Here is a 19,484-nt window from a genome sequence, read left to right on the forward strand (position 1 = left end):
CTGATGGAGCGTATTGCCGCTGGCTCACACTGGTATCGCCGGCTCAGCATACTGAGTCTGATTATGACCGGCATCATCCTGGTGCTGTTCGTAGTGTCGCTCAGCCGTGATGCCGTGCTTGACAACGCGCTGCGCATCCCGACCCTCGTCGGCGTCCTGGCGGGCATCACGGCGGTGACCGCCACCGCAGCCTTGCTGCGCGGAGCCAGGCGTTCGTCGGCCGGCATACTGGATGCCGTAGCCTATACCTTGTTGACCATTACGCTGTCCGTACTGATTTATATGACCGGCGGCCTGGTGTCGCCATACCTTTCGCTGTGGCTGGTACTGGCCAGTTTCAGCGGCCTGTTCGGGTTTGCCGGCATCGGCACATTGGCTATCATCAGCAACTTTTTCATAGCCTGGCAGATTATCTTCCCAAGCGGCGACCATGGCATCGACCGTTTCATCCTGGCATTCTTCACCGCCGAATTGCCGCTGCTGGTAACGTACATCGTCTGGCACAACCGGCCGCCCGTTGAGATTGCCGCCCACGAGGCCACCCAGGCACTGCAGGCCAAACTGAACGAGACGTCGAGCCAGGCCGAAGTTGTGATCAGCTCCATTGCCGAAGGCGTGATTGCCATTGACCAGCAGGGTATCATCCAGCTGATCAACCCGGCCGCCCAGGCATTACTTGGCTGGAAGGGCAACGAGGCGCTCGGGCTTCACTACGAGCTGGTGCTGAAACTTGTCGACAGCCGCGAGCAGGCACTAGCCAACGGCAAGAACCCGGTGGAGCAGGTGCGCGTCACCAAGCAACCTATCGTCAATAACGACCTGACCGTCATTACCAACGGCGAGCACAAGATGCTGGCCTCGTTGGTCGTCTCGCCGATCATCAACCGCACCAACCAGGTCGAAGCCGTCATCGTCGTCGTCCGCGATATCACCAGCGAGAAGGCTGAGGAGCGCGCCCGCGCCGAGTTCGTCAGTACTGCCAGCCATGAGATGCGTACGCCGGTCGCGGCCATTGAGGGCTACGTCAGCCTGGCCCTCAATCCCGCCACCGCCACCATTGACGACAAGGCCCGCAATTATCTGTTGAAAGCCCAGGCTTCCGTCCAGCACCTTGGCCGGCTGTTCCAGGACCTGCTGCAAGTCAGCCGGGCCGATGACAACCGCCTGGTGCAGAATCCAAAGGTGACGGATGTGGTGTCATTTGCCCGTGAGATCGTCGACAGCCTGACGCAAAAGGCCCGCGAAAAAGGCCTCACCCTGGAATTCGTACCGGACGGCAGCCACACCAAAGAAGCTGATCGCAAGCTGGCGCCAATTTTTTACAGCAATTTCGACCGCGACCATTTCAGGGAAGTGCTGGCCAACCTGATTGAGAACGCCATTAAATATACGCCGGCAGGGACGGTCAGGGTGGATGTCCAGGCAGACAACCGACGTATCAACGTCAGCATCATGGATAGCGGCATCGGTATTCCCAGCCAGGATATTCCACACCTGTTCCAAAAGTTTTACCGGGTGGACAATTCGGCCACGCGTGAGATCGGCGGCACCGGCCTGGGCCTGTACCTATGCCGAAAGCTGATTGAATCGATGGGCGGCAAGATATGGCTCGAGAGCGAACTGGGCAAGGGCAGTACGTTCTTTGTCTCCCTGCAGCGTCTGAGCAACGTCGAGGTCAAGCAGCTCAAAGAGGCAGAGGCTATCAGCGCCGCACATGACCCGATGAAGGCCCGTATGGCCGCCGACGCCGCCAAGCAGGAAGCCGCCGCCAAGATGGCTCATGCCGTTGCAGCCACGCCGGCCCCGGCCGCCGCACCTGTTGCGCCTGCCGCTGCCGCACCGATAGCAGCCCCCGCCGTCACGCCAGCACCCGTCCAAACCGCAGTCGCGCCCGCGCCTACCACCCAGCAAGCGCCGGTCATCGACGGCTTCATCGCCACGCCAGCTCCGGTGGCCACCCCTGCACCAAGCGCGCCGCTGGCCGCACCGGTCATTCAGGATACCGTTGTCGCCCCGCAACCTGCCGCCAGTGTCGTGACTGCCAGCTCATCCGCTTTGCCACACGGCCAGTCGGCCCCTGATCCGTATGCCACTATGAAGTCGTCCTTCAACCGCACGGTCGTCGCTCCCGCACCCATCGCCGTAGAACCGCCCATCACTCCAGAGCCGAGCCAGACCGACGCCTACGAATTCTCCGAGGGTCTGCCGAAGCTCGATATCCCACCGGCGCCGGCCGGTCTGTTCGCTGACATTACCGCGCCGTCCAAGACCCCGCCCGCACAGGCCACGGCCGCACCGGCAAGTCCGGTCGTAGCGGTGCCGGTCCAGCCCGCGGCGCCGATAGCCGCAGTGCCCGTTTCCGCAACCGTACCGGTCGGCCCGGCGGCGACAGCGACGGATGACGACGGACTGGAAGCACCGACTCTGGCCGCCATCGAGGCCGCCTTGGCCTCGACCGCTTCGGTGACCGCCTCGCTGGAAGAACGTCCAGCCAGCACCCCGGTTCCGCAGCGTCCCGCTCCATTGACCGCCGCGGCCAGCACGAACCCGCCCATCAGTGATGTACTACAGTCCGTCAGCTCGCCGTCCGCTCAAACTGTTACGCCAGCGCCCGCAGCCCAGCCGTTGGCCGCTCCGACAAGCCAGGCGAAGGTATAGGCAGGGAAATAGGCAAAATACTTATGGCTTTTTTATACAATTGACCGTACAATAGGGGGTAATATGACAAAGATAATGTTAGTAGAAGACGACAAAAGCTTGCGTGAAATTTATGGCGTACGCTTGCTTGCCGAAGGCTACGATATTGTTTCTGCCGAAAATGGTGAAGAAGCATTAGCGATGGCCATCAAAGAACGCCCAAATCTTGTAGTCAGCGACGTGATGATGCCGAAGATCAGCGGTTTCGACATGCTCGATATCCTGCGGTCAACGACCGAGACGCGCGATATCAAGGTCATCATGATGACCGCGCTTAGCTCGGATGAGCAACGCGCGCGCGGTGAACAGCTTGGCGCAGACCGTTATCTTGTCAAATCTCAGGTCGGCATCGAAGACGTCGTCCGCGTCGTCCACGAAGTGCTCGGTGACAACGTCGCCCAGGTAGCAACGCCAGCTACCAGCGTCTTCACCGATCCTAAGCAGCCAACGCCACAAGTAGCCCAACCACCAGCCGCGCCTGCTGCCGCTGCACCCGCAGCGCCACAGCCAGCACCCGCCGCCCCGGCACCCGCTGCACCAACCGAACCTGCAGCCGCCCAGCCTTCAGCTCCGGCAAGTCCGACTCCGGCCGCAGCACCTGCACCACAGACACAGCCAGCACCGGCTTCTACCAACCCGGTCGAGCCCGCCTCCAGCCGGAACCGCACCATCAGTCCGATCAATGACCCGTTCGCCAGCAAGGTGAACATAGCCGATTTGCTCGACAAGGAACTGGCCAAAGAGGCCGGCCTGGACATGAACAGCCGTCCGCCCGTCCTGGCTACAAACCAGGAACAGAGTCTGATCAACGGGCAGATCAAGCAGTTTACCGCTCCCACCACAGAACCGGCGGCGACTTCTCAGGATGCTCCTGCAACCCCGACCGCCTCACTCCCACCCGCACCGATTCCTCAGCCGCCGACCTTCACCGCTCCGACTCCGCAATCAGGCATGCCACCGCTGCCGCCAGCTCCAACCGCTCCTGGCACTCCGCCGGCACAGCCTAAGCAGTAAGATTCTGTTATACTGCAAAGCGTCATGCAATCCGATGAAAGCGTCCGGCTTAATAAGCTATTGGCCGAAGAACTTGGCGTATCGCGCCGCGAAGCCGATGGCCTTATTGAGCGCGGCCACGTCACACTGAACGGCGCACAAGCCGTACTTGGCAGCCGCGTCAAAAGGGGAAAGGACACCGTCGCCGTCGACGGCACGCCGGTCAGGACGCTGTTGCATACGTTTACCTATATCCTCTTCCATAAACCGACAGGCTACGTCTGTTCGCGACGCCAGCAGGGAGAGGTGCCGACTATTTACAGCTTGCTGCCAAAAGCCTACAAATCTTTCAAGCCGGTCGGCCGCCTCGATAAGGACAGCTCGGGCTTGTTGCTCCTGACCGATGACGGTGATTTTGCCCACCGCATGACTCACCCCAGCTTCGCCAAGGTAAAACGCTATGAAGTGCGGCTCAATACGCCGCTTGCACCACTTCACCAACAGATGTTGAATGAGCATGGCATCCTGTTACCCGACGGCCCAAGCAAGTTCCAGGTCAGCCGCCTCGACGAGGGCGGCTACGAAGTAATCATGAAGGAAGGCCGCAACCGCCAGATCCGCCGGACTTTCGCCGCCCTTGGCTACGAAGTCACAGGTCTGCACCGCACCCATTTCGGACCGTACAGCCTGGCTGGCTTGCAGATGGGACAATCCGCCAACACGACATTGCTTTCATAGGGCCGTGCGTGCCACTATTTCTGGACTATTTATTAAAGAAATGTTATAATTAAAGTAATGAGTTCACGCCCCCTCCCAACCGTCGCCATCGTCGGTCAGACCAATGTCGGAAAAAGCTCGCTGTTCAACCGTATCGTCGGCGAGCAGCGGGCCATTGTTGCGCGTGAGGCGGGCACCACGCGCGACAACGTCATCGAAAAAGTCACCTACAAACTCACCGACAATCACGAAGGTGCTTTCTGGCTGGTCGACACCGCCGGCCTGAAGATGGCCGAGGATGAATTCGAAGCCAGTATCCAGGATCAGATCACTGAAGCTGCCGAAGCTGCCGATGTCATCCTGGTAGTCGTCGATGCCACCCAGTACGTCTCAGACCAGGACCGTATTGTCGCCAAGAAGGCCCTTAAAAGCAAGAAACCGGTCATACTTATTACCAACAAGGTCGACCTCAAGGGAAACCTGCCGCCAGAAGAGTTCTTGCGCCTCGGCATCAAGACCATCATCCGCTCCAGCGCCGAGCACGGCCAAGGCACCCAGCAGATTTTAGAGGCCATTACCGCCGAAATTCCCGCCCGTCACGACACACCGGCAGACAACACGCTGCGCATCGCCCTGATCGGTCGGCCGAACGTCGGCAAAAGCAATCTGTTCAACCGGCTGGCCGGCAAGCAGCAGGCATTGGTTGCCAACATCGCCGGCACCACGCGCGACGTCAATAAAGTCCGCGTCCGCTACGAAAAGCGCGACGTCGAGCTGCTGGACACTGCCGGCATCCGCCGCAACGGCCGCATCGAACAAGGCCCCGAGAAATTCAGCGTCCTGCGCAGCCTGCAGGCCATTGAACAGGCGGATGTCTGTCTGTTACTGATGGATGCCGGCGAGCCGCACACCGCTCTCGACCAGAAGCTGGCGGGCATCATCAGCGAAGCTGGCAAAGGCCTGGTCATCGTCGTCAGCAAGTGGGATGCCTACGAAAAAGACGCCTTCTCGCGCGACCAGCTGGCTGCCCGCATCTCCCAGTCCTTCGACTTCGTGCCATGGGCACCCCTGATCTTCACCAGTGCCGTCACCGGCCAGAACGTCACCAAACTCTTCGAGTTGGCCAGCCAGATCGACTTCCGTCGCCGCCAGCAGTTCCAGACTTCCAAGCTTAACCGGTTGCTGGCCCAGTGCATCGCCAAGCACCCGCCAGCCGGCCTGCGCAACCGCCATCCAAAGCTCCGCTACTTGGTACAGAGCGACACCCAGCCGCCATGGTTCATCCTTTTTGGCAGCGACCTGCGCTATCTACACTGGAGTTACAAGCGCTACCTAGAACGGGCCCTGCGCGAGACCTGCGATTTCGTCGGCACCTCCATTAAGATAAGTTATCGGGATGAAAAAGTTATGAAAAAGAATCGGGAACTTGGCATCGATCACAAAACCAAAGAACGCACCTAGTCCAGGTGCGTTTTTCGTAGCGTGCAAGGGTTGAGCGGCAAGAAGCACCGCCGTCCGCTCCTGCCCGCAGGGTGATGCAGGCAGGAGCGGTACAACGAAACGGCGGCCGGTGGGCCACCCATACAAGATGCCGCAATAGGCGGCTAGTGCAGGCTCATCGCCCGCCACCAGCGCCGACGGCACAGCGGCACACGCGACGGCTGGCAGCCGCGGCGATGACGGCCACGGAGCCGATGCGATGTGTCTCCGGTGCAGAGCAGGAACGGCGCCGGCCGGCCGCGCCTGACCAGCTCCTTCATGATGGTGCGGCTGCCGGGAGAGAAGGGCGACATCCAGTTGCCGTGCTCACCAGGCACACCGGCAGGAATAGGGTAGTCGTGGGCGGAGTGGAGGGACATGCTGACCTCATCTCGATCGGGTGGACGTGCGCCTGTGCCTCATTTCTTGTATTTCAATTGCGGAGGTGCTTCTTGCGAGTATCAACAGCCGGCCGTGAGTCGATGCTCATGGCCGGCTGTGTACGGCTTGAATATAGCACAATCTTTATGCGTGTCAACCCATTGTCAATTAAAAACACGCCTGGACGGGCGTGTGGTCTGGTGCTCCATCGGGAGCCGAGGTACAGTATGGTTCGTTTCACAAGAAGCGCAGCATTATTGCAGGGCGCGCCGGGGGACTCTCATGTCACCCCGGCGCGCCGCAGAAGGCCAGTCCGCGTCCTTCCACGCGGTCAGGCGTTGCTGTGCGGACGGGGGGTGCGGCGGGGCGCGGTGCGACTGGGCCGGGCGAGCCCTATAAAGTTGTGGTGTGGGCGAGTTCCCTGAGCGGTCGCGTGCTCAGGACTCGCTGTACGACTGGGGGCGCAGGCGCCTCCTTCCTTCCGTCGTCCGACGGCGTGGTGGGGGTGAGGGCGGCCGCGGTCGCGGCAGCCAGCGGTGTGGCCCGAACCAGTCCCCATGAGGGAAGCGGTCCGGTCAGTGCATCGGCGGCCTCCTGCTGTCGGGTGCGGAGCTCGCGGTCACGAGCACGGTCGGCCATCCGCAGACGGCGTTCGATTTCGGTGCGGCCGAAATCGAGCGTTCCCGTGGCGCTGGCCACGTCGTAGCTGCCAGACAGTCCGCCTTCCAGGTAGTGCCGGTACGCCACCTCCTCGAGGAAGGTGTTGAGGTTGAACCCCGGCTCCAGGGCCAGGATCTTCGCCAGCTGCATCAGCTGGCGGAAGTACCGCTCGCCAGTCATGCCGCTCACCTGGAAGTACCAGTCGTGGACGGCCGAGGGGAACTCGTGCGGTTCGTACTCGGACCGCAGCGGGGGGTCGAGGTCGTCGCCTTCTTCGTCGCTCTCGCCATCCGGCTCGTCGTCCGGCTCGTCGTCCGGCTGGACTGCCGCGTCGAGTCCGGGTGCGGGCTCGACACACTCCTTGAATTCGGTGTCTCCGGCCTCCTGGCCGGTGTCGGTTGCATCGTCGGGGTCGGTCTCAGGGTCGATCTCAGAGTCGATCTCAGAGTCGCGCTCGGGCTCTACCGGACGCGGGTCAGCGCCGGGCAGAGCCCTGCGATCACTCTCGCTTTCGTGGTCGAGGAGCGGGGACGTGCCGTCCGTCCTGATGACGGCGGACGGGGTCGTCGGCGCTCCTTGGGCGAGCCGGGTGAAAATCAGCAGCAGCATCGCGTCGGGCGAGCTGAAGTGCATGACGGTCCGGTCGTTCTCCTTCCGGGTGAGCTGGCAGCGGCTCTTCAGGCTCGCCACCAGGTTGGTGGTTGCCTGACGGTGGTGCCGCCAGAGATGACGCAGGGCGAGGCCGGCCAGGATCAGCAGGCAGAGCATGCCTGCGACGAAGCCGAGCAGGATAGGGCCGATCATGTCAGTTCACGGTTCCTTGAGGGTGGGTGGGGAGCGGACAGTTGAGGTCGGGGTGGTAAGCACCGGGTGCGGCGCTTCTTGTGAATGGTGCGTGCAGCGTTAAGGATCATTTAACACTACGCATAGCGCGGACTGTAGCACATTATTAAAGTTTAGTCAATTGTCGGGCCAGCATAAGCACCTTGTCACAACCGGTTCAGCCCGGCGCCGGATTTCGTCATCATCGCGGCATCTAGTACTATAACCCTATGAAATGCATCATCGGCCTTGGCAATCCTGGCGACGGCTACGCCCGCACCCGGCACAATACCGGCTATTATTTAGTAGAGAAGCTGTCCCATGCCTACAGCGAACCGCTCAAGCTTCAGTCCAAGTTCAAAGCGGCCGTCGGCACCGTTACCGATAGCGGGCAGAAGCTCCTATTTGTCCAGCCAACCACCTTTTATAACCTTAGCGGCGAAGCCGCCCGCAGCCTGCGCGACTTCTACAAGTTTGAAAACAGCGACATCCTGGTCATTCACGACGAGCTGGCTCTGCCGTTCGGCACCATCCGTGCCCGTATCGGCGGCAGCGACGCCGGCAACAACGGCATCAAGTCACTTACCCAGCACCTGGGGCAGGATTACGCCCGGCTGCGCGTCGGTATCGGCAGTCCGCTCGCTACTGTGGCCGCCGCCACCGACTTCGTACTTGGACGCTTCACACAAGAGGAACAATCCCAGCTGGACGGCAAGCTGCTCGACATCACCAAACAATACGTCGATCAGTTCCTGGACGGACGGCTCGAGGCGCACACCTCCGTCGCGTCATAATCCCAGCCGGCCCTATCGCCCGGCAACAGAACTGCTCCGCCGCTAGTGCCCGACGCCCGTCAGACTCTCCACCAGCAAGCCCGTCAGCGGTACCACCGCGATGCCCACCACCAACAGACCGGATTGGATATCAGCCTTCCGCTGCGGCTGCTCATGAATATCCGGAATAATATCGCTGGCCGCGATATAGATGAAACAACCCGCGACAATCGCCAGCAGATACGGCACCACCAGCTCAATGCTGCCACCCAGGAAGTAGGCGGCAAAAGCAGTTACGACGGTCGCCAGGCTACTGGCAAGATTCACCAGCAAGACCTTGCGCGCCGGCATGCCTTTGCTCAGCAGCAACCCGAAATCACCGATTTCCTGCGGAATCTCATGCGCCGCCACCGCCACCGTCGTTGCTACGCCAAGCGGTACATCTATCAGGAAGGCCGCGCCGATCGCCACGCCGTCAATGGCATTATGGATAGTATCACCCAGCACTATCAACGATTTGTGCGAGTTCTCCTCGGCGTGCTCATGGTGCCGATGGAACCAGCGCACCGTCCGCTCCATGAGGAAGAAGAAGACGAACCCCACCAACGCCCACTGCAGGATGGCGTGGTTATCGCCGGCCTCGTGCATCGCCTCGGGCAATACATCAAAGAAGGCCGCACCTAGCAGGGCGCCAGCACCGAACGGCATTGCGAGCAGCATGATGGTTTCGCGTTTGATACGTTTATGCAGCAAAAGCAGCCCTCCGGCAAGCGAGAGCAGACCACCGGCAAGGGCGGCAAAAAACAAAATTATGACATCCATGGTTCTTAGTATACCTTTTCCGGGAGCAGGCGGAGCCGTCTGTCACCGGATCACTTGATTTTGTATTGCGGCCCGTATGGCGCACCCTCCCGCAACTAGCAGGAAAAGCACGTCATACGGACCAGGGCGACGGAACTCAGCAGTCCGGCGTCGCCTGCGAACCGACCTGACGGATCGCCAGCCATGACGGCGGCAACCCCTGGCGGCTGACCAGCACGATGCAGCAGTTGAGGAAGTTGATGACCACCCCGTACTGCCGCTGGAACGCCTCGCGGGCGACATCGGTGCCGCAGATGCGCATGAGCTGCTTGCCGAGCTCCGACTTGGGATCGTGGTCGGCCTCCAGGTAGCTCTGGCCGCCAGCCGTCACGGCTGCCTCACCGGCGAGGAAGGCATCGATCTGCGCGATCAGTGCCGCTGCGCCGTCGGGCAGGTCGGCGACGATGGCGTCGTGGACAGCCTCCGTCAGTGCCGTCTCGTTGTCGGCGGTCAGCGCCAGGCCGCGCTCGGCGACGATGGCGGCCACGCTCGAGTACGACATGGGTCGTCCTTCCACTTTGGTCTCCGACTCCTAATGGCCGGCAGTCAATGCCCCTTTTTACAGCCCGAAAAGGGCAGATACCGTCCCGACCGTCTCTTTGATGAATGTGATATCTTCATCGTCCTCAACCTTATTGGCCACGACGATCAGCGGAATCTCATAGCTGGCCAAATGCTCCCCGAACTGGTGATAGACGCTTAGTGACTTCTGCGTCGCTTCCACGACCAGCACGATAGCGTCGACCTTGGTGAAGATGCTTGACGAGAAAGCGTCCGCCCCAGCCGTCATATCAACCAGTACGTATTCGTCCTCCCGATCCAGCATGTGCCCCAGCACCAGCTCGACAGCACCATTCAGGCCGTGATAGCACTTGACGCCGATATTTTCCGCCGGAATGTCGCCGGCTCCAGCCACCATCAGGCCTTCCGCGGAGCGCGTATAGCGCTCAATGAACCAGTCGTCCGGCCGTAGGGTCACGAACCGAGAGCCGCTACCCGGCGGGGTGGTCTTATGCATCGCTGCCGCGTCGAAACGCGGATTGTCACCGCGCAGATGCATTGCAATGTCACCCAAGCCGCTCCCCATGCCGGGCAGTTCCGCACCAATGCCCAGGGCCGCTGCCAGATGTTGATTAATGTCGGCGTCCAGCGCCAAGACCCGGCGGCCCTTTTGGGCTGCCCGGCGGGCAAATAGCGAACACACCGTCGTCTTGCCGCTTCCGCCTTTTCCTGTGAATGCGATTCTCATGCCCTTACCGTAGCTTAGACAACAATTAATTGCAAAAATGTCGCAATAGCTGCTATATTTGCATCATGAACGCGCTCTATCAGCGGCTGACCAAAGTATTGGCCCGCAAAAATCTCCGCTTGACCAAACCCCGCCTGGCCATCTTCACAGCCCTTTGCGAGGCCCACGACAGCCTGGCACTGTCAGAAATCAGCCGTCAGGTGCCGGATATCGACCGCGCCACGGTCTACCGCACCCTCGAGTTATTCTGCTCGCTCGGCGTCGCCCAGCAGGTCAATCTGGGCTTCAAGCGTAAATATGAGCTGGCCGCGCCGTATCACGCCCACCACCACCATCTGTACTGTGACGGCTGCGGGCTGGTTATCAGCTTTGACTCCAGCTCCCTTGAACAGCTACTGGAGTATATTGCCGCCCAAAAGGGAATACGCCTCAGTAGTCACAGTCTGGAGCTGAGCGGGCGGTGTAAGGATTGTCAGTAGTCGGGTGGGCTATTGACAAAGTATCCAAAATGCTTTTTCTTTATTGACATTTATACACGTTTGTGCTATAGTTAATATTAAGCGTCACCAGACGCCTGCCGGCCTCGCCGGTTCCGCAGTACCTCGTCATTTCCGTCTGCCGACCACCGTCGGCGCGTCTCTCAGGAGAACATCATGCAGACCGTTATCCGCCCCACCGCCGCCGAGCGGGCCGCCATCACGGCAGACCGGCGTCGCAAGCAGGCGATCGCTCTGCTGGCGGTGATCCTGTTGCTCCTCGCCGGCGGCGCCTTCGCCATCGCCCTCAACAGCACCGGCGGAATGCCCTCGCTGGCCGAGCTGGCGAACGCCTTCCGGCTCAGCGGCATCAGCGGCCACACCAGTGAACCCGCCGGCGCGCTGCAGGTGATCGTCGTCGAGGGAGCGCCCGCGGACCACACCGCGGGCAGCATCCCGGCGTCCCTGCTCAAGCAGACCGCCGCGGCCACCGGGGCCTGACCAGTACTGCGGATGACGTGGAGGCGTGGCGCTACGGCGCTCACGCTTCCACGTCTGAAGCACTAGTACGACAGTATATCTTCTCAAGCACCGAAAGGTGTTTTTTTGTTGCATTTATTTATATTTTATTATATAATTTAGTAATTGGCACAAGCGGCCTCCACTGGCCCGCTCCCAGCCAGCACCGCCACAACCGACCACCGTATCTATCGCCCCAGGAGTCTTCGTGACCGAACAGCCGCCATCCCGTCCATCACGGCCGAGCCGGGCAGCACAGCGACGCCGGCGCACCAGACAGCGCCTTATCTGGCTGACCGCCATCCTGCTCACAGCCATCACTGCGGGTAGCCTGATCATCGTCTTCGCCGACGACCAGCCGGCCAAGGATGCACCTACTGCCGGCACCGCGATGCCCTCGACCGAATCCCACCCCTGCGGCAATGACCTCCCATTCCGCTACACCGCCAATGAACCCGGCAAGCAGGATGAACGGGCCATGGGCAAGCCGATCCTCAGCGATGAGGAAAAGCGACAGTCCAAGCCGAACCGGCAGGCGCTCGTCGCCCAACGGTTCGTCGAATGGCTCTGCGGCACGCAGTACCGTGGCATGGACCCCAAGGGCCTCATGGCCGTCCTGGCAGCCACGGACCCCAACTTCGACCCGAACCAGCCCCTGCCGTCCAAGCAGGAACTGGCACGGCTGGGCAGCGACCTGCAGTCCCGCATCGTATGGAGCAGGACACGGGTCGACCCGCTGATGCTCGACGGCAACGAGTACCTGCTGGGTGCCGCGGGCACGGGGAAGCAGATCACTTTCCGCGCCTACCAGCCAGCAGCTTCGACCACGAACCTGTGCGCCGCCATCTTTGTGCGGCCGCAGGGCAACCCTGAGGGCAAGCCCCTCCCGATCGTCCTCAACCTGGACAACGGCTTCCAGCCGGCGGGCACAAGTGAGGACTTCCACGAGTCGGTCTTCCGGCGGTGACGGCGGCTTCGGCCGCCCAAGCGACGCGACGGTCTGGGCAGCGCATTCCGCGCCGCCTGGGCCGTCCGTCGGCACCACCTATATATACCGGTCTTTTTTCTGTCTGGCCACTGTCATTTAATGAACTGCTCATAATTAAGCGCCATCCGGCGTGTTTTTATTTTTATTTAATATCTACCCGCTACACTCCCCAGTGCGGTCATGAGAGACTGCGAAACATAACAAAAATAAAAAGCCCAGACTGCAAAGGTCTGGGAAAAGGGAATTCTTCTCGGCGCGTAGTGCAAGGAACAATTGAAGCGCGGAGTAAGTCGTACTCAAAGGGTACGGCGTCGAGCACTGGAAATTGTGACGCAGCAATACGTGTCGAGAAACATCCCACCAACTCAAAAGGCGCTAGGTAAGGGTGGGCATCACCTAGCGCCATTTGACCCTTCAACCCACCCATAAAGGGCAGAGATGCCAGCCCGAAAGCCAGCCTCAAGCGTGACCCACCTCACAATCTCGAGAGGTCCGCCGGTTAAAGGGATTAGATTACACACCAGTGTGATGCTCGAGGCACCAGTCTGGCTAGTGGAGGGTCAAAAACTAGGCAGACCACGATGTGCAACCTAACAGTAAAACTGTTAAATAGGGGGTATAAGGTGCATGTAGTTATTGCGCGAGGGAAGCACAATAACTTACCGTCAGTTATATTAGCACGGCAGTTCATAAATGTCAATACTTTTTTACATAAATAATAATGAAAAGCAATACCACATCTTCAGAGAAGCATAAGTTCTTACAGAGGGGCAAAGATATTGACCCTAAAGTTGAAATATTTTATTACATCGGAGCACTGCCGCGAGGGCGTCCGCCGACCGTCGCCATAGTGGGAAGCCGGAAGCCGACCCCCTATGGCATTGAGGTCACGCGACGCCTGGCCTTTGACCTGTCGGCCAGGGGAGTCGTCATCGTCAGCGGCCTTGCTCTTGGAGTTGATGGCATCGCCCACCAGGCGGCACTCGAAGCCGGAGGCACCACCGTCGCTATCCTGGCGGGAGGCCTCGATACCATATACCCCACGCGCCACACCCGGTTGGCAGCCGACATCGTCGCAGCAGGCGGAGCACTGCTGAGCGAGCACCCTGACGGCACGCCACCCATGCAGTTCCGTTTCTTGGAGCGCAACCGCATCGTCAGCGGCCTGAGCGACGGCGTCGTCGTCGTTGAAGCGGCTGCACGCAGCGGCACGCTCTCTACGGCCAGTTGGGCGTTGCAGCAGGGCAGGGTGGTCATGGCAGTGCCGGGCAATGTCACCAGTCCGATGTCGGCAGGCTGCAACCAGCTGCTAAAAAGCGGCGCCTCGGTCGTGACCCAGGCCAGCGATGTACTGGAAGCGATCGGATTGCAGTCTGCCATAAGCCATACCCAATCATCCATCTTTGAAGCGGCCTCGGCCGAGGAGCAGGCACTCCTTGCGGAGCTGGCAGCTGGCGAGCGTGACGGAGAGTTATTACAACAAAAAAGCGGCCTGTCGATGGTCGTATATATGCAGACGATGACGATGCTTGAGATAACAGGCAAGATACGTGCCTTGGGAGCAAACCAATGGACACTCGGCTAGGCATGGGAATGGGGTCCGGCCCGATGCGCCACTGGGTGCGCATCGGGCCGGGAACCCACGGAATCAGGCGGCCTTGTCTTCGACCGCCGCGCGGCGAGCAGCGACCACCGCCCTGAGCGTGTTCACGCTGGCGCGCATCGGCACCACTGTGTAGCCGTTGCCGCGGGTTGACAGGACGAAGCCGAAGATCGGTCGCACGCTGCCGCCGATGCGCAGTCGATGCTGCGCCGCCAGCTGTTCAGCCAGGTGGAGATGGGTATCGACCGGCCCGATGGGCAGGCACTGCGACATCTCCCCGAACAGCCGCTGGTAGGCGGCCGCCCAGGCGGCGGTGTCGTTGCGCTTGTCAGCGCCAAGGAAGCGGAAGCTCGCCATTGAGCTCCCCTCTGCGCGTTCGGCCGCTGCCAGCTCGATGCCCAGCAGGGCGGCCAGTGCCGTGACGAACTCGCAGAAGGAGTCCCACTCCTGTTGCCAGAGCTCCGCGGACGTCAGCCCCTTGCGAGATCGGTCGTCAGTAATCGACATGTCCAGCACCTTCCGTGAGTGTGCGATCAAACAGACTGGCACCAACGCCGGCCTGTTCGGTGTACGCCTCCAGAGTACGCCCGTGCAAGGCTATTGTCAACCGTCAAAAACATTGTTAAGTATAGTTTAAGGAGCCTTGACATACCGGCTTATACGCGTCAATATATAAGCATAAACCTCTCAGGTGGGCTGAAAGAAACACAGCAATGAAAATCGAAAAAAGACGTAAACCTAACTTTGTGATTGCCTCGGCCGTAGGCTTGTGCGTGATGGGAATCGGGCTGTACACCTTGAGCACCCTGGCCGCCGGGCCTGTCGTCAACTACGAGGCGGAAGCGAGCAATGAAGTGCCAGAAGCCAATGTGATTGACGACCCGACCGCCAGCGGCAGCAAAGCCGTCCGGTTTGGCACCGACCCGACCACCATTCCCGACAATTCCTCCCCATACCGCGGCAAAGGTATCTATAACGATGGCCGCCTGGCCGCAGAGGGACGGGCTGAGGCCATCAGTAGCACGCCGATTGCCATCTGGGTCGGCGACTGGTCAAACGACCCGGGCGGCTCAGTCAACGGTGACGTGACCGCAGCAGAAAGCCGCGGCGAAATCGCTGCTTTCGTCCTCTATAACATTCCCGGGCGCGATTGCGGCCAGTATTCTGCAGGCGGTGCCGGCGACTCGGGGGCATACCGCTCCTGGATCGACCAGATCGTCAACGGTATCGGCCAGCGCGAGGCCATCATCGTCCTGGAGCCGGATGCCCTACCGCAACTCGAGTGTCTGAATGAGGGCGCCAAAGCAACGCGCATCGGCGACATGGCCTATGCCGTCGACGCCTTCACCACCAAGACCAAGGCGTACGTCTATATCGATGCGGGCAATGCCAGCTGGAAGACGCCTGCCGAAGCCGCCGGTCTGCTGCAGCAGGTCGGCATCAATAAGGTTCGAGGATTCTCGCTGAACGTCTCGAACTTCGACTTTACCGCTGATGTCGCTGAGTATGGCGATGCCGTCGCCGCGCTGGTCGGCGACAAGCACTACCTGATCGACACTAGCCGCAACGGCAAAGGGCCGACCGCCGATCGGCAGTGGTGCAACCCGCCCGGCCGTGGCCTTGGGGTCAAACCGACCACTACGCCGTCGCTGGGTAAATACGTCGATGCGTACCTATGGATCAAGACTCCTGGCCAGTCCGATGGCACCTGCAACGGCGGCCCGGCTGCCGGCCAGTGGTTCGAAAGTTATGCCCAGGGGCTGATTGCCAATGCCGTCTACGACCTGCCCGAGCAGCAGTAAGCCTAGAAAAACTTCAGACCGCGAATTTCGTCCGGCAAGAAGCCTTCGTCGGGCGTAAAGCCGGCTTGCCACTCATACCCCTTATTGTAGCCCAGGTCCTTCATCAATGACGTCGGTGCGTTGCGTAGTTGCAACGGCACCGGCAGGTCGGGGTATTGCTTGGCAGCCGCCAGGGCCGCTTGCATAGCATCGGTCGTCTCGCGCGATTTTGCCGCTCTGGCAAGCACCGTCGCACAGTGGAACAAAATGTAATTCGACTCCGGCATACCGATCCGCTCTACGGCCTGGAAGGTTGCGACGGCGAGGTTGAGCGCGCCGGGCGTCGCCAGGCCGATATCCTCGGAAGCAAAAATGACCATGCGGCGGGCGATGAACTTGGGGTCTTCGCCGGCCTGGATCATGCGCGCCAGATAATAGAGCGCCGCGTTAGCATCGCCGCCCCGCATACTTTTGATGAATGCAGAGATGATATTGTAGTGCTGCTCGCCCTGCTTGTCATACCCGGGCAACCGGCTTTGGGCGGCCGTCTCCACTACTTCGGTTGTGATCTGCTTTGTGCCGGCCAGCTGCACAGCCAGCTCCAGATTGCCCAGAGCCACCCGGGCATCGCCGCCGGACAGCTCCGCCATCAGATCCAGGCTTTTGTCTGGAAGCCGCTTACTGTCCAGGTGTTCGCGCTTTGCGGCGTGCCGCAGAATTGCCAGGATATTCTCCTTGTTCAGCGGCTCCAGCACCAGCACCCTCGAGCGGCTCAAGAGGGGAGTGATCACTTCAAAACTTGGATTCTCGGTGGTTGCGCCTATCAATATGATGGTGCCGTCTTCGACATGCGGCAAAAAGGCATCCTGTTGCGCCTTGTTAAAACGATGGATTTCATCAACGAACAGTACCGTCTTGCGGGCACTGGCCTGTGCGTCGGTCTTTTCTGTCGGCACGTCGAATAAACTTGGTGTGCCGCCGGGCGCAAACGCCTTGCCGTACAACCGTTCCTTTGCCTCATCAATGATTTTCTTGACGTCAGCCTTGCCGGCAACGACCGCACTCAGCTCCACAAAGGCCGCGCCGGTCTCCCGGGCGATGATGCGCGCCAGTGTCGTCTTGCCGCTGCCCGGCGGCCCCCACAATATCAGGCTGGTCGGCTGCTTGGCGGTAATGATTTCACGGATGATCTTACCGGCACCGACCAGGTGTTGCTGGCCGATGATGTCATCGAGGGTTTCCGGGCGCATCCGTTCGGCGAGTGGGGCATGGTTCATATTCCTATTATACCCATGTATGAAAACGCCCCGCCTCGCACGGGTGAATCACGGTCCAGCCGTGAATACGTTCCCACGCGGGCGGGGAAGACGGGCCCGGAGCCCGGGCAGCCGCTATCCTACCCGGGCCTACAGCCCAAATCCGGTCAGCTGCCAGTAGCCCAGAATGAGGCCGAAGCCGAGCGGCACGATGACGCACGCCCACTGCACCGCGAATCCCCAGAGCGTGCGTGCCGGCGAAAGCCGGCGGATTCCCTGGGCCACCGAAGCGACGCCGAGCAGTCCGATGACCAGCATCATGTCGAAGGCCTCGCCGCCCGGCGGCCTGCCCAGCAGCAGTGGTTGGACGATGACGTTCATCACCCATGCAGCAAGCAGGACCATGCCGACAAGCAGCCAGATCCCATCACGGTTGGTGTCGCGCCGGATCAGTTCAGACCGCAGAATGTCCAACTCGGTCTCGGCCCGCTTCAGCTCATACTCATGCCTGAGCCGCTCGCTGTCCAGGGCCTTCTGCAGATCACGCTGTTCACTGAGTGCCGTGTCGTGCTTGCGCAGCAGTCGCACGGCCAACAGCCGCGCACAGCCAAGCATGACGATGCCGGCAGCAACGATACGCCAGTTGGTTCGGTTCATGCCGCTCTCCTTGTCGTAGGGTACAGGGCGCAGAGCAGCGCTATAATATAATAATTTTGCAAGATAGTCCATCGTTTTGCCCTTGCCAAACCCCGCCATACCGCTTACACTAATCCCGTACCTTACAAACCAAACCCGTATCACGAGTGCAGCGAGAGACCTAGCTCTATGACCTGCCAGCAACCAGCCCTTCCGTCGGTACAACGGATGGCCAGGTGCTTCATCTAGCCCGCGTCGGCGCCAGTAACACGCTTACTGTCAAGGACGGCAGGGGAGATATGACACATCCACCGATTGTTCAGCTCCTTCCTGCCTGCCGGCGCGCACACGGCAGATACGAAAGGAGTTATTTTTATGCCCCGAACCAACAACAATACGACGCTGTTTGCCAGCGAATCCGTCGCCGCCGGCCATCCCGACAAGATCGCCGACCAGATAAGCGACGCCATCCTCGACGCCCTGCTGGCCCAGGATCCGCACAGCCGCACGGCCATCGAGGTTCTGGTCGGTGCCGGGCAGGTGACGCTGGCCGGCGAAATCACCAGCACCGCCGCCGTCAAATTCGCAGACATCGCCCGCTCCCAGATCCGGCGCCTTGGCTACACCAACCCGCAATGGGGTTTTCACGATGGCGCGGAAGTGCGTGATTACATCCACCAGCAATCGCCGGAAATCTCTATCGGCGTCGAAGAATACGGCGCCGGCGACCAAGGTATGATGTTCGGCTACGCCTGCAGCGAGACGGAGCAACTGCTGCCGCTGCCGATCGTCCTGGCCCATGCGCTGACGCGCCGGCTCGACCAGGTCAGGGAAGAAGGGGTCATCGGCTATCTGCGCCCTGACGGCAAGGCGCAGGTCGTCGTCGAATACCAGGATGGCCGCCCCAGCGGCATCCGCCACGTCACCATCGCCACCGCCCACGATGAAAGCGTGTCGCACGATGAAGTGAAGCAGGATGTACACGAGCATATCGTCTCACCCGTCCTCAAGGAGTACGGCTACGCCATCAGTCCGAAGCAGCTTATTGTCAACGGCACCGGCATCTGGTACATTCCCGGTCCCTATACCGATGCCGGCCTGACCGGCCGCAAGATCGTCGTCGATGGGTACGGCGGCTTCGCCCGTGTCGGCGGCGGCGCGTTCAGCGGCAAGGACCCCAGCAAGGTTGACCGCTCTGGCGCCTACGCAGCGCGCTATCTTGCCAAGAACATCGTGGCAGCCGGCCTGGCCGAGCGGGCCGAGGTGGCGGTGGCCTATTACATCGGTGCCAAAGAGCCGGTGATGACCACCATCGAGATGTTCGGCACCGGCACCAAGCCTCAGGCCGACATAGAGGCGTACGCCCGCGAACTGCTCGTGCCATCCGTCAAGAATATTATTGAAACCCTTGGTCTGAAGCAGCCCATCTACCTGCCGACCGCCGCTTATGGCCACTTCGGCCGTAAAGACGTGCCCTGGGAACGTGTCGTGGGTGCAGCGTAAGCTTTTGAATTGCATTTTATAGTTAAATGTAGTATAATATAAAGAACCCGTCCACTTTCCGGACGGGCCCGTTCCCACGACCGATTGAGG

19 protein-coding genes are annotated in these 19,484 nt (G+C 60.6%); 11 read left to right on the forward strand and 8 right to left on the reverse strand.

From position 1 onward, the window contains the following. The first annotated feature begins 3 nt into the window (after positions 1-3). From JNJ66_04640 to der, 4 genes are all read left to right on the forward strand, one after another. Positions 4-2,658 carry a PAS domain-containing protein gene (locus JNJ66_04640; protein ID MBL8159719.1) on the forward strand — a complete coding sequence of 885 codons (2,655 nt, stop codon included), beginning with the start codon at positions 4-6 and terminating at the stop codon, positions 2,656-2,658. 63 nt (positions 2,659-2,721) lie between these two features. Beyond that, a complete protein-coding gene (locus tag JNJ66_04645) occupies positions 2,722-3,711 on the forward strand; it encodes a response regulator (protein MBL8159720.1) in 990 nt (329 codons plus the stop codon). Between the two features lie 24 nt (positions 3,712-3,735). Further along, the gene (locus JNJ66_04650; GenBank protein MBL8159721.1) at positions 3,736-4,428 is read left to right on the forward strand and encodes an rRNA pseudouridine synthase; all 693 of its coding nucleotides are present in this window, start codon (positions 3,736-3,738) and stop codon (positions 4,426-4,428) included. A 57-nt stretch (positions 4,429-4,485) separates the two neighbouring features. Then, positions 4,486-5,868, forward strand: a complete 1,383-nt coding sequence (gene der / locus JNJ66_04655) for a ribosome biogenesis GTPase Der (protein MBL8159722.1) — start codon at positions 4,486-4,488, stop codon at positions 5,866-5,868. A gap of 143 nt (positions 5,869-6,011) precedes the next feature. Here der and JNJ66_04660 read toward each other — a convergent pair whose 3' ends face one another. Continuing rightward, entirely contained in the window at positions 6,012-6,266 is a 255-nt protein-coding gene (locus JNJ66_04660) for a hypothetical protein (protein MBL8159723.1), read from the reverse strand. Positions 6,267-6,660: 394 nt separating this feature from the next. Next, complete coding sequence (locus JNJ66_04665) at positions 6,661-7,731, reverse strand: hypothetical protein (protein ID MBL8159724.1); 1,071 nt, start codon at positions 7,729-7,731, stop codon at positions 6,661-6,663. Between the two features lie 248 nt (positions 7,732-7,979). Here JNJ66_04665 and JNJ66_04670 point away from each other — a divergent pair, with 248 nt between their 5' ends. Continuing rightward, positions 7,980-8,543, forward strand: a complete 564-nt coding sequence (locus JNJ66_04670) for an aminoacyl-tRNA hydrolase (GenBank protein MBL8159725.1) — start codon at positions 7,980-7,982, stop codon at positions 8,541-8,543. A gap of 42 nt (positions 8,544-8,585) precedes the next feature. On the opposite strand, the gene JNJ66_04675 is transcribed toward JNJ66_04670, so the two are convergent. The 3 genes from JNJ66_04675 to JNJ66_04685 all read right to left on the reverse strand — a co-directional run bounded on the left by JNJ66_04675 (position 8,586) and on the right by JNJ66_04685 (position 10,632). Then, the gene (locus JNJ66_04675) at positions 8,586-9,344 is read right to left on the reverse strand and encodes a ZIP family metal transporter (protein ID MBL8159726.1); all 759 of its coding nucleotides are present in this window, start codon (positions 9,342-9,344) and stop codon (positions 8,586-8,588) included. A gap of 136 nt (positions 9,345-9,480) precedes the next feature. Further along, positions 9,481-9,885, reverse strand: coding sequence for a hypothetical protein (locus JNJ66_04680; protein MBL8159727.1), 405 nt, complete (start codon positions 9,883-9,885; stop codon positions 9,481-9,483). Between the two features lie 57 nt (positions 9,886-9,942). Then, complete coding sequence (locus JNJ66_04685) at positions 9,943-10,632, reverse strand: AAA family ATPase (protein MBL8159728.1); 690 nt, start codon at positions 10,630-10,632, stop codon at positions 9,943-9,945. A gap of 65 nt (positions 10,633-10,697) precedes the next feature. Here JNJ66_04685 and JNJ66_04690 point away from each other — a divergent pair, with 65 nt between their 5' ends. From JNJ66_04690 to dprA, 4 genes are all read left to right on the forward strand, one after another. Beyond that, positions 10,698-11,111: a transcriptional repressor gene (locus JNJ66_04690; protein ID MBL8159729.1), complete on the forward strand. Its 414-nt coding sequence runs from the start codon at positions 10,698-10,700 to the stop codon at positions 11,109-11,111. 174 nt (positions 11,112-11,285) lie between these two features. Further along, positions 11,286-11,609 carry a hypothetical protein gene (locus JNJ66_04695; protein ID MBL8159730.1) on the forward strand — a complete coding sequence of 108 codons (324 nt, stop codon included), beginning with the start codon at positions 11,286-11,288 and terminating at the stop codon, positions 11,607-11,609. Positions 11,610-11,835: 226 nt separating this feature from the next. Next, positions 11,836-12,594, forward strand: a complete 759-nt coding sequence (locus JNJ66_04700) for a hypothetical protein (GenBank protein MBL8159731.1) — start codon at positions 11,836-11,838, stop codon at positions 12,592-12,594. Positions 12,595-13,336: 742 nt separating this feature from the next. Next, positions 13,337-14,200 carry a DNA-protecting protein DprA gene (gene dprA, locus JNJ66_04705; GenBank protein ID MBL8159732.1) on the forward strand — a complete coding sequence of 288 codons (864 nt, stop codon included), beginning with the start codon at positions 13,337-13,339 and terminating at the stop codon, positions 14,198-14,200. Positions 14,201-14,263: 63 nt separating this feature from the next. Here the strand turns inward: dprA and JNJ66_04710 are convergent, their stop codons facing one another. Continuing rightward, complete coding sequence (locus JNJ66_04710; GenBank protein ID MBL8159733.1) at positions 14,264-14,725, reverse strand: hypothetical protein; 462 nt, start codon at positions 14,723-14,725, stop codon at positions 14,264-14,266. Between the two features lie 206 nt (positions 14,726-14,931). Here JNJ66_04710 and JNJ66_04715 point away from each other — a divergent pair, with 206 nt between their 5' ends. Continuing rightward, complete coding sequence (locus tag JNJ66_04715) at positions 14,932-16,020, forward strand: glycoside hydrolase family 6 protein (protein ID MBL8159734.1); 1,089 nt, start codon at positions 14,932-14,934, stop codon at positions 16,018-16,020. Between the two features lie 2 nt (positions 16,021-16,022). Here the strand turns inward: JNJ66_04715 and JNJ66_04720 are convergent, their stop codons facing one another. After that, positions 16,023-17,276 carry a replication-associated recombination protein A gene (locus tag JNJ66_04720; GenBank protein ID MBL8159735.1) on the reverse strand — a complete coding sequence of 418 codons (1,254 nt, stop codon included), beginning with the start codon at positions 17,274-17,276 and terminating at the stop codon, positions 16,023-16,025. Positions 17,277-17,405: 129 nt separating this feature from the next. Beyond that, a complete protein-coding gene (locus tag JNJ66_04725) occupies positions 17,406-17,912 on the reverse strand; it encodes a hypothetical protein (protein ID MBL8159736.1) in 507 nt (168 codons plus the stop codon). A gap of 354 nt (positions 17,913-18,266) precedes the next feature. Here JNJ66_04725 and JNJ66_04730 point away from each other — a divergent pair, with 354 nt between their 5' ends. After that, complete coding sequence (locus tag JNJ66_04730) at positions 18,267-19,394, forward strand: methionine adenosyltransferase (protein ID MBL8159737.1); 1,128 nt, start codon at positions 18,267-18,269, stop codon at positions 19,392-19,394. Positions 19,395-19,484 lie beyond the last annotated feature (90 nt).

The organism is Candidatus Saccharibacteria bacterium (assembly GCA_016789455.1).
Taxonomy (GTDB): Bacteria; Patescibacteriota; Saccharimonadia; order Saccharimonadales; family Saccharimonadaceae; genus CAIJKY01.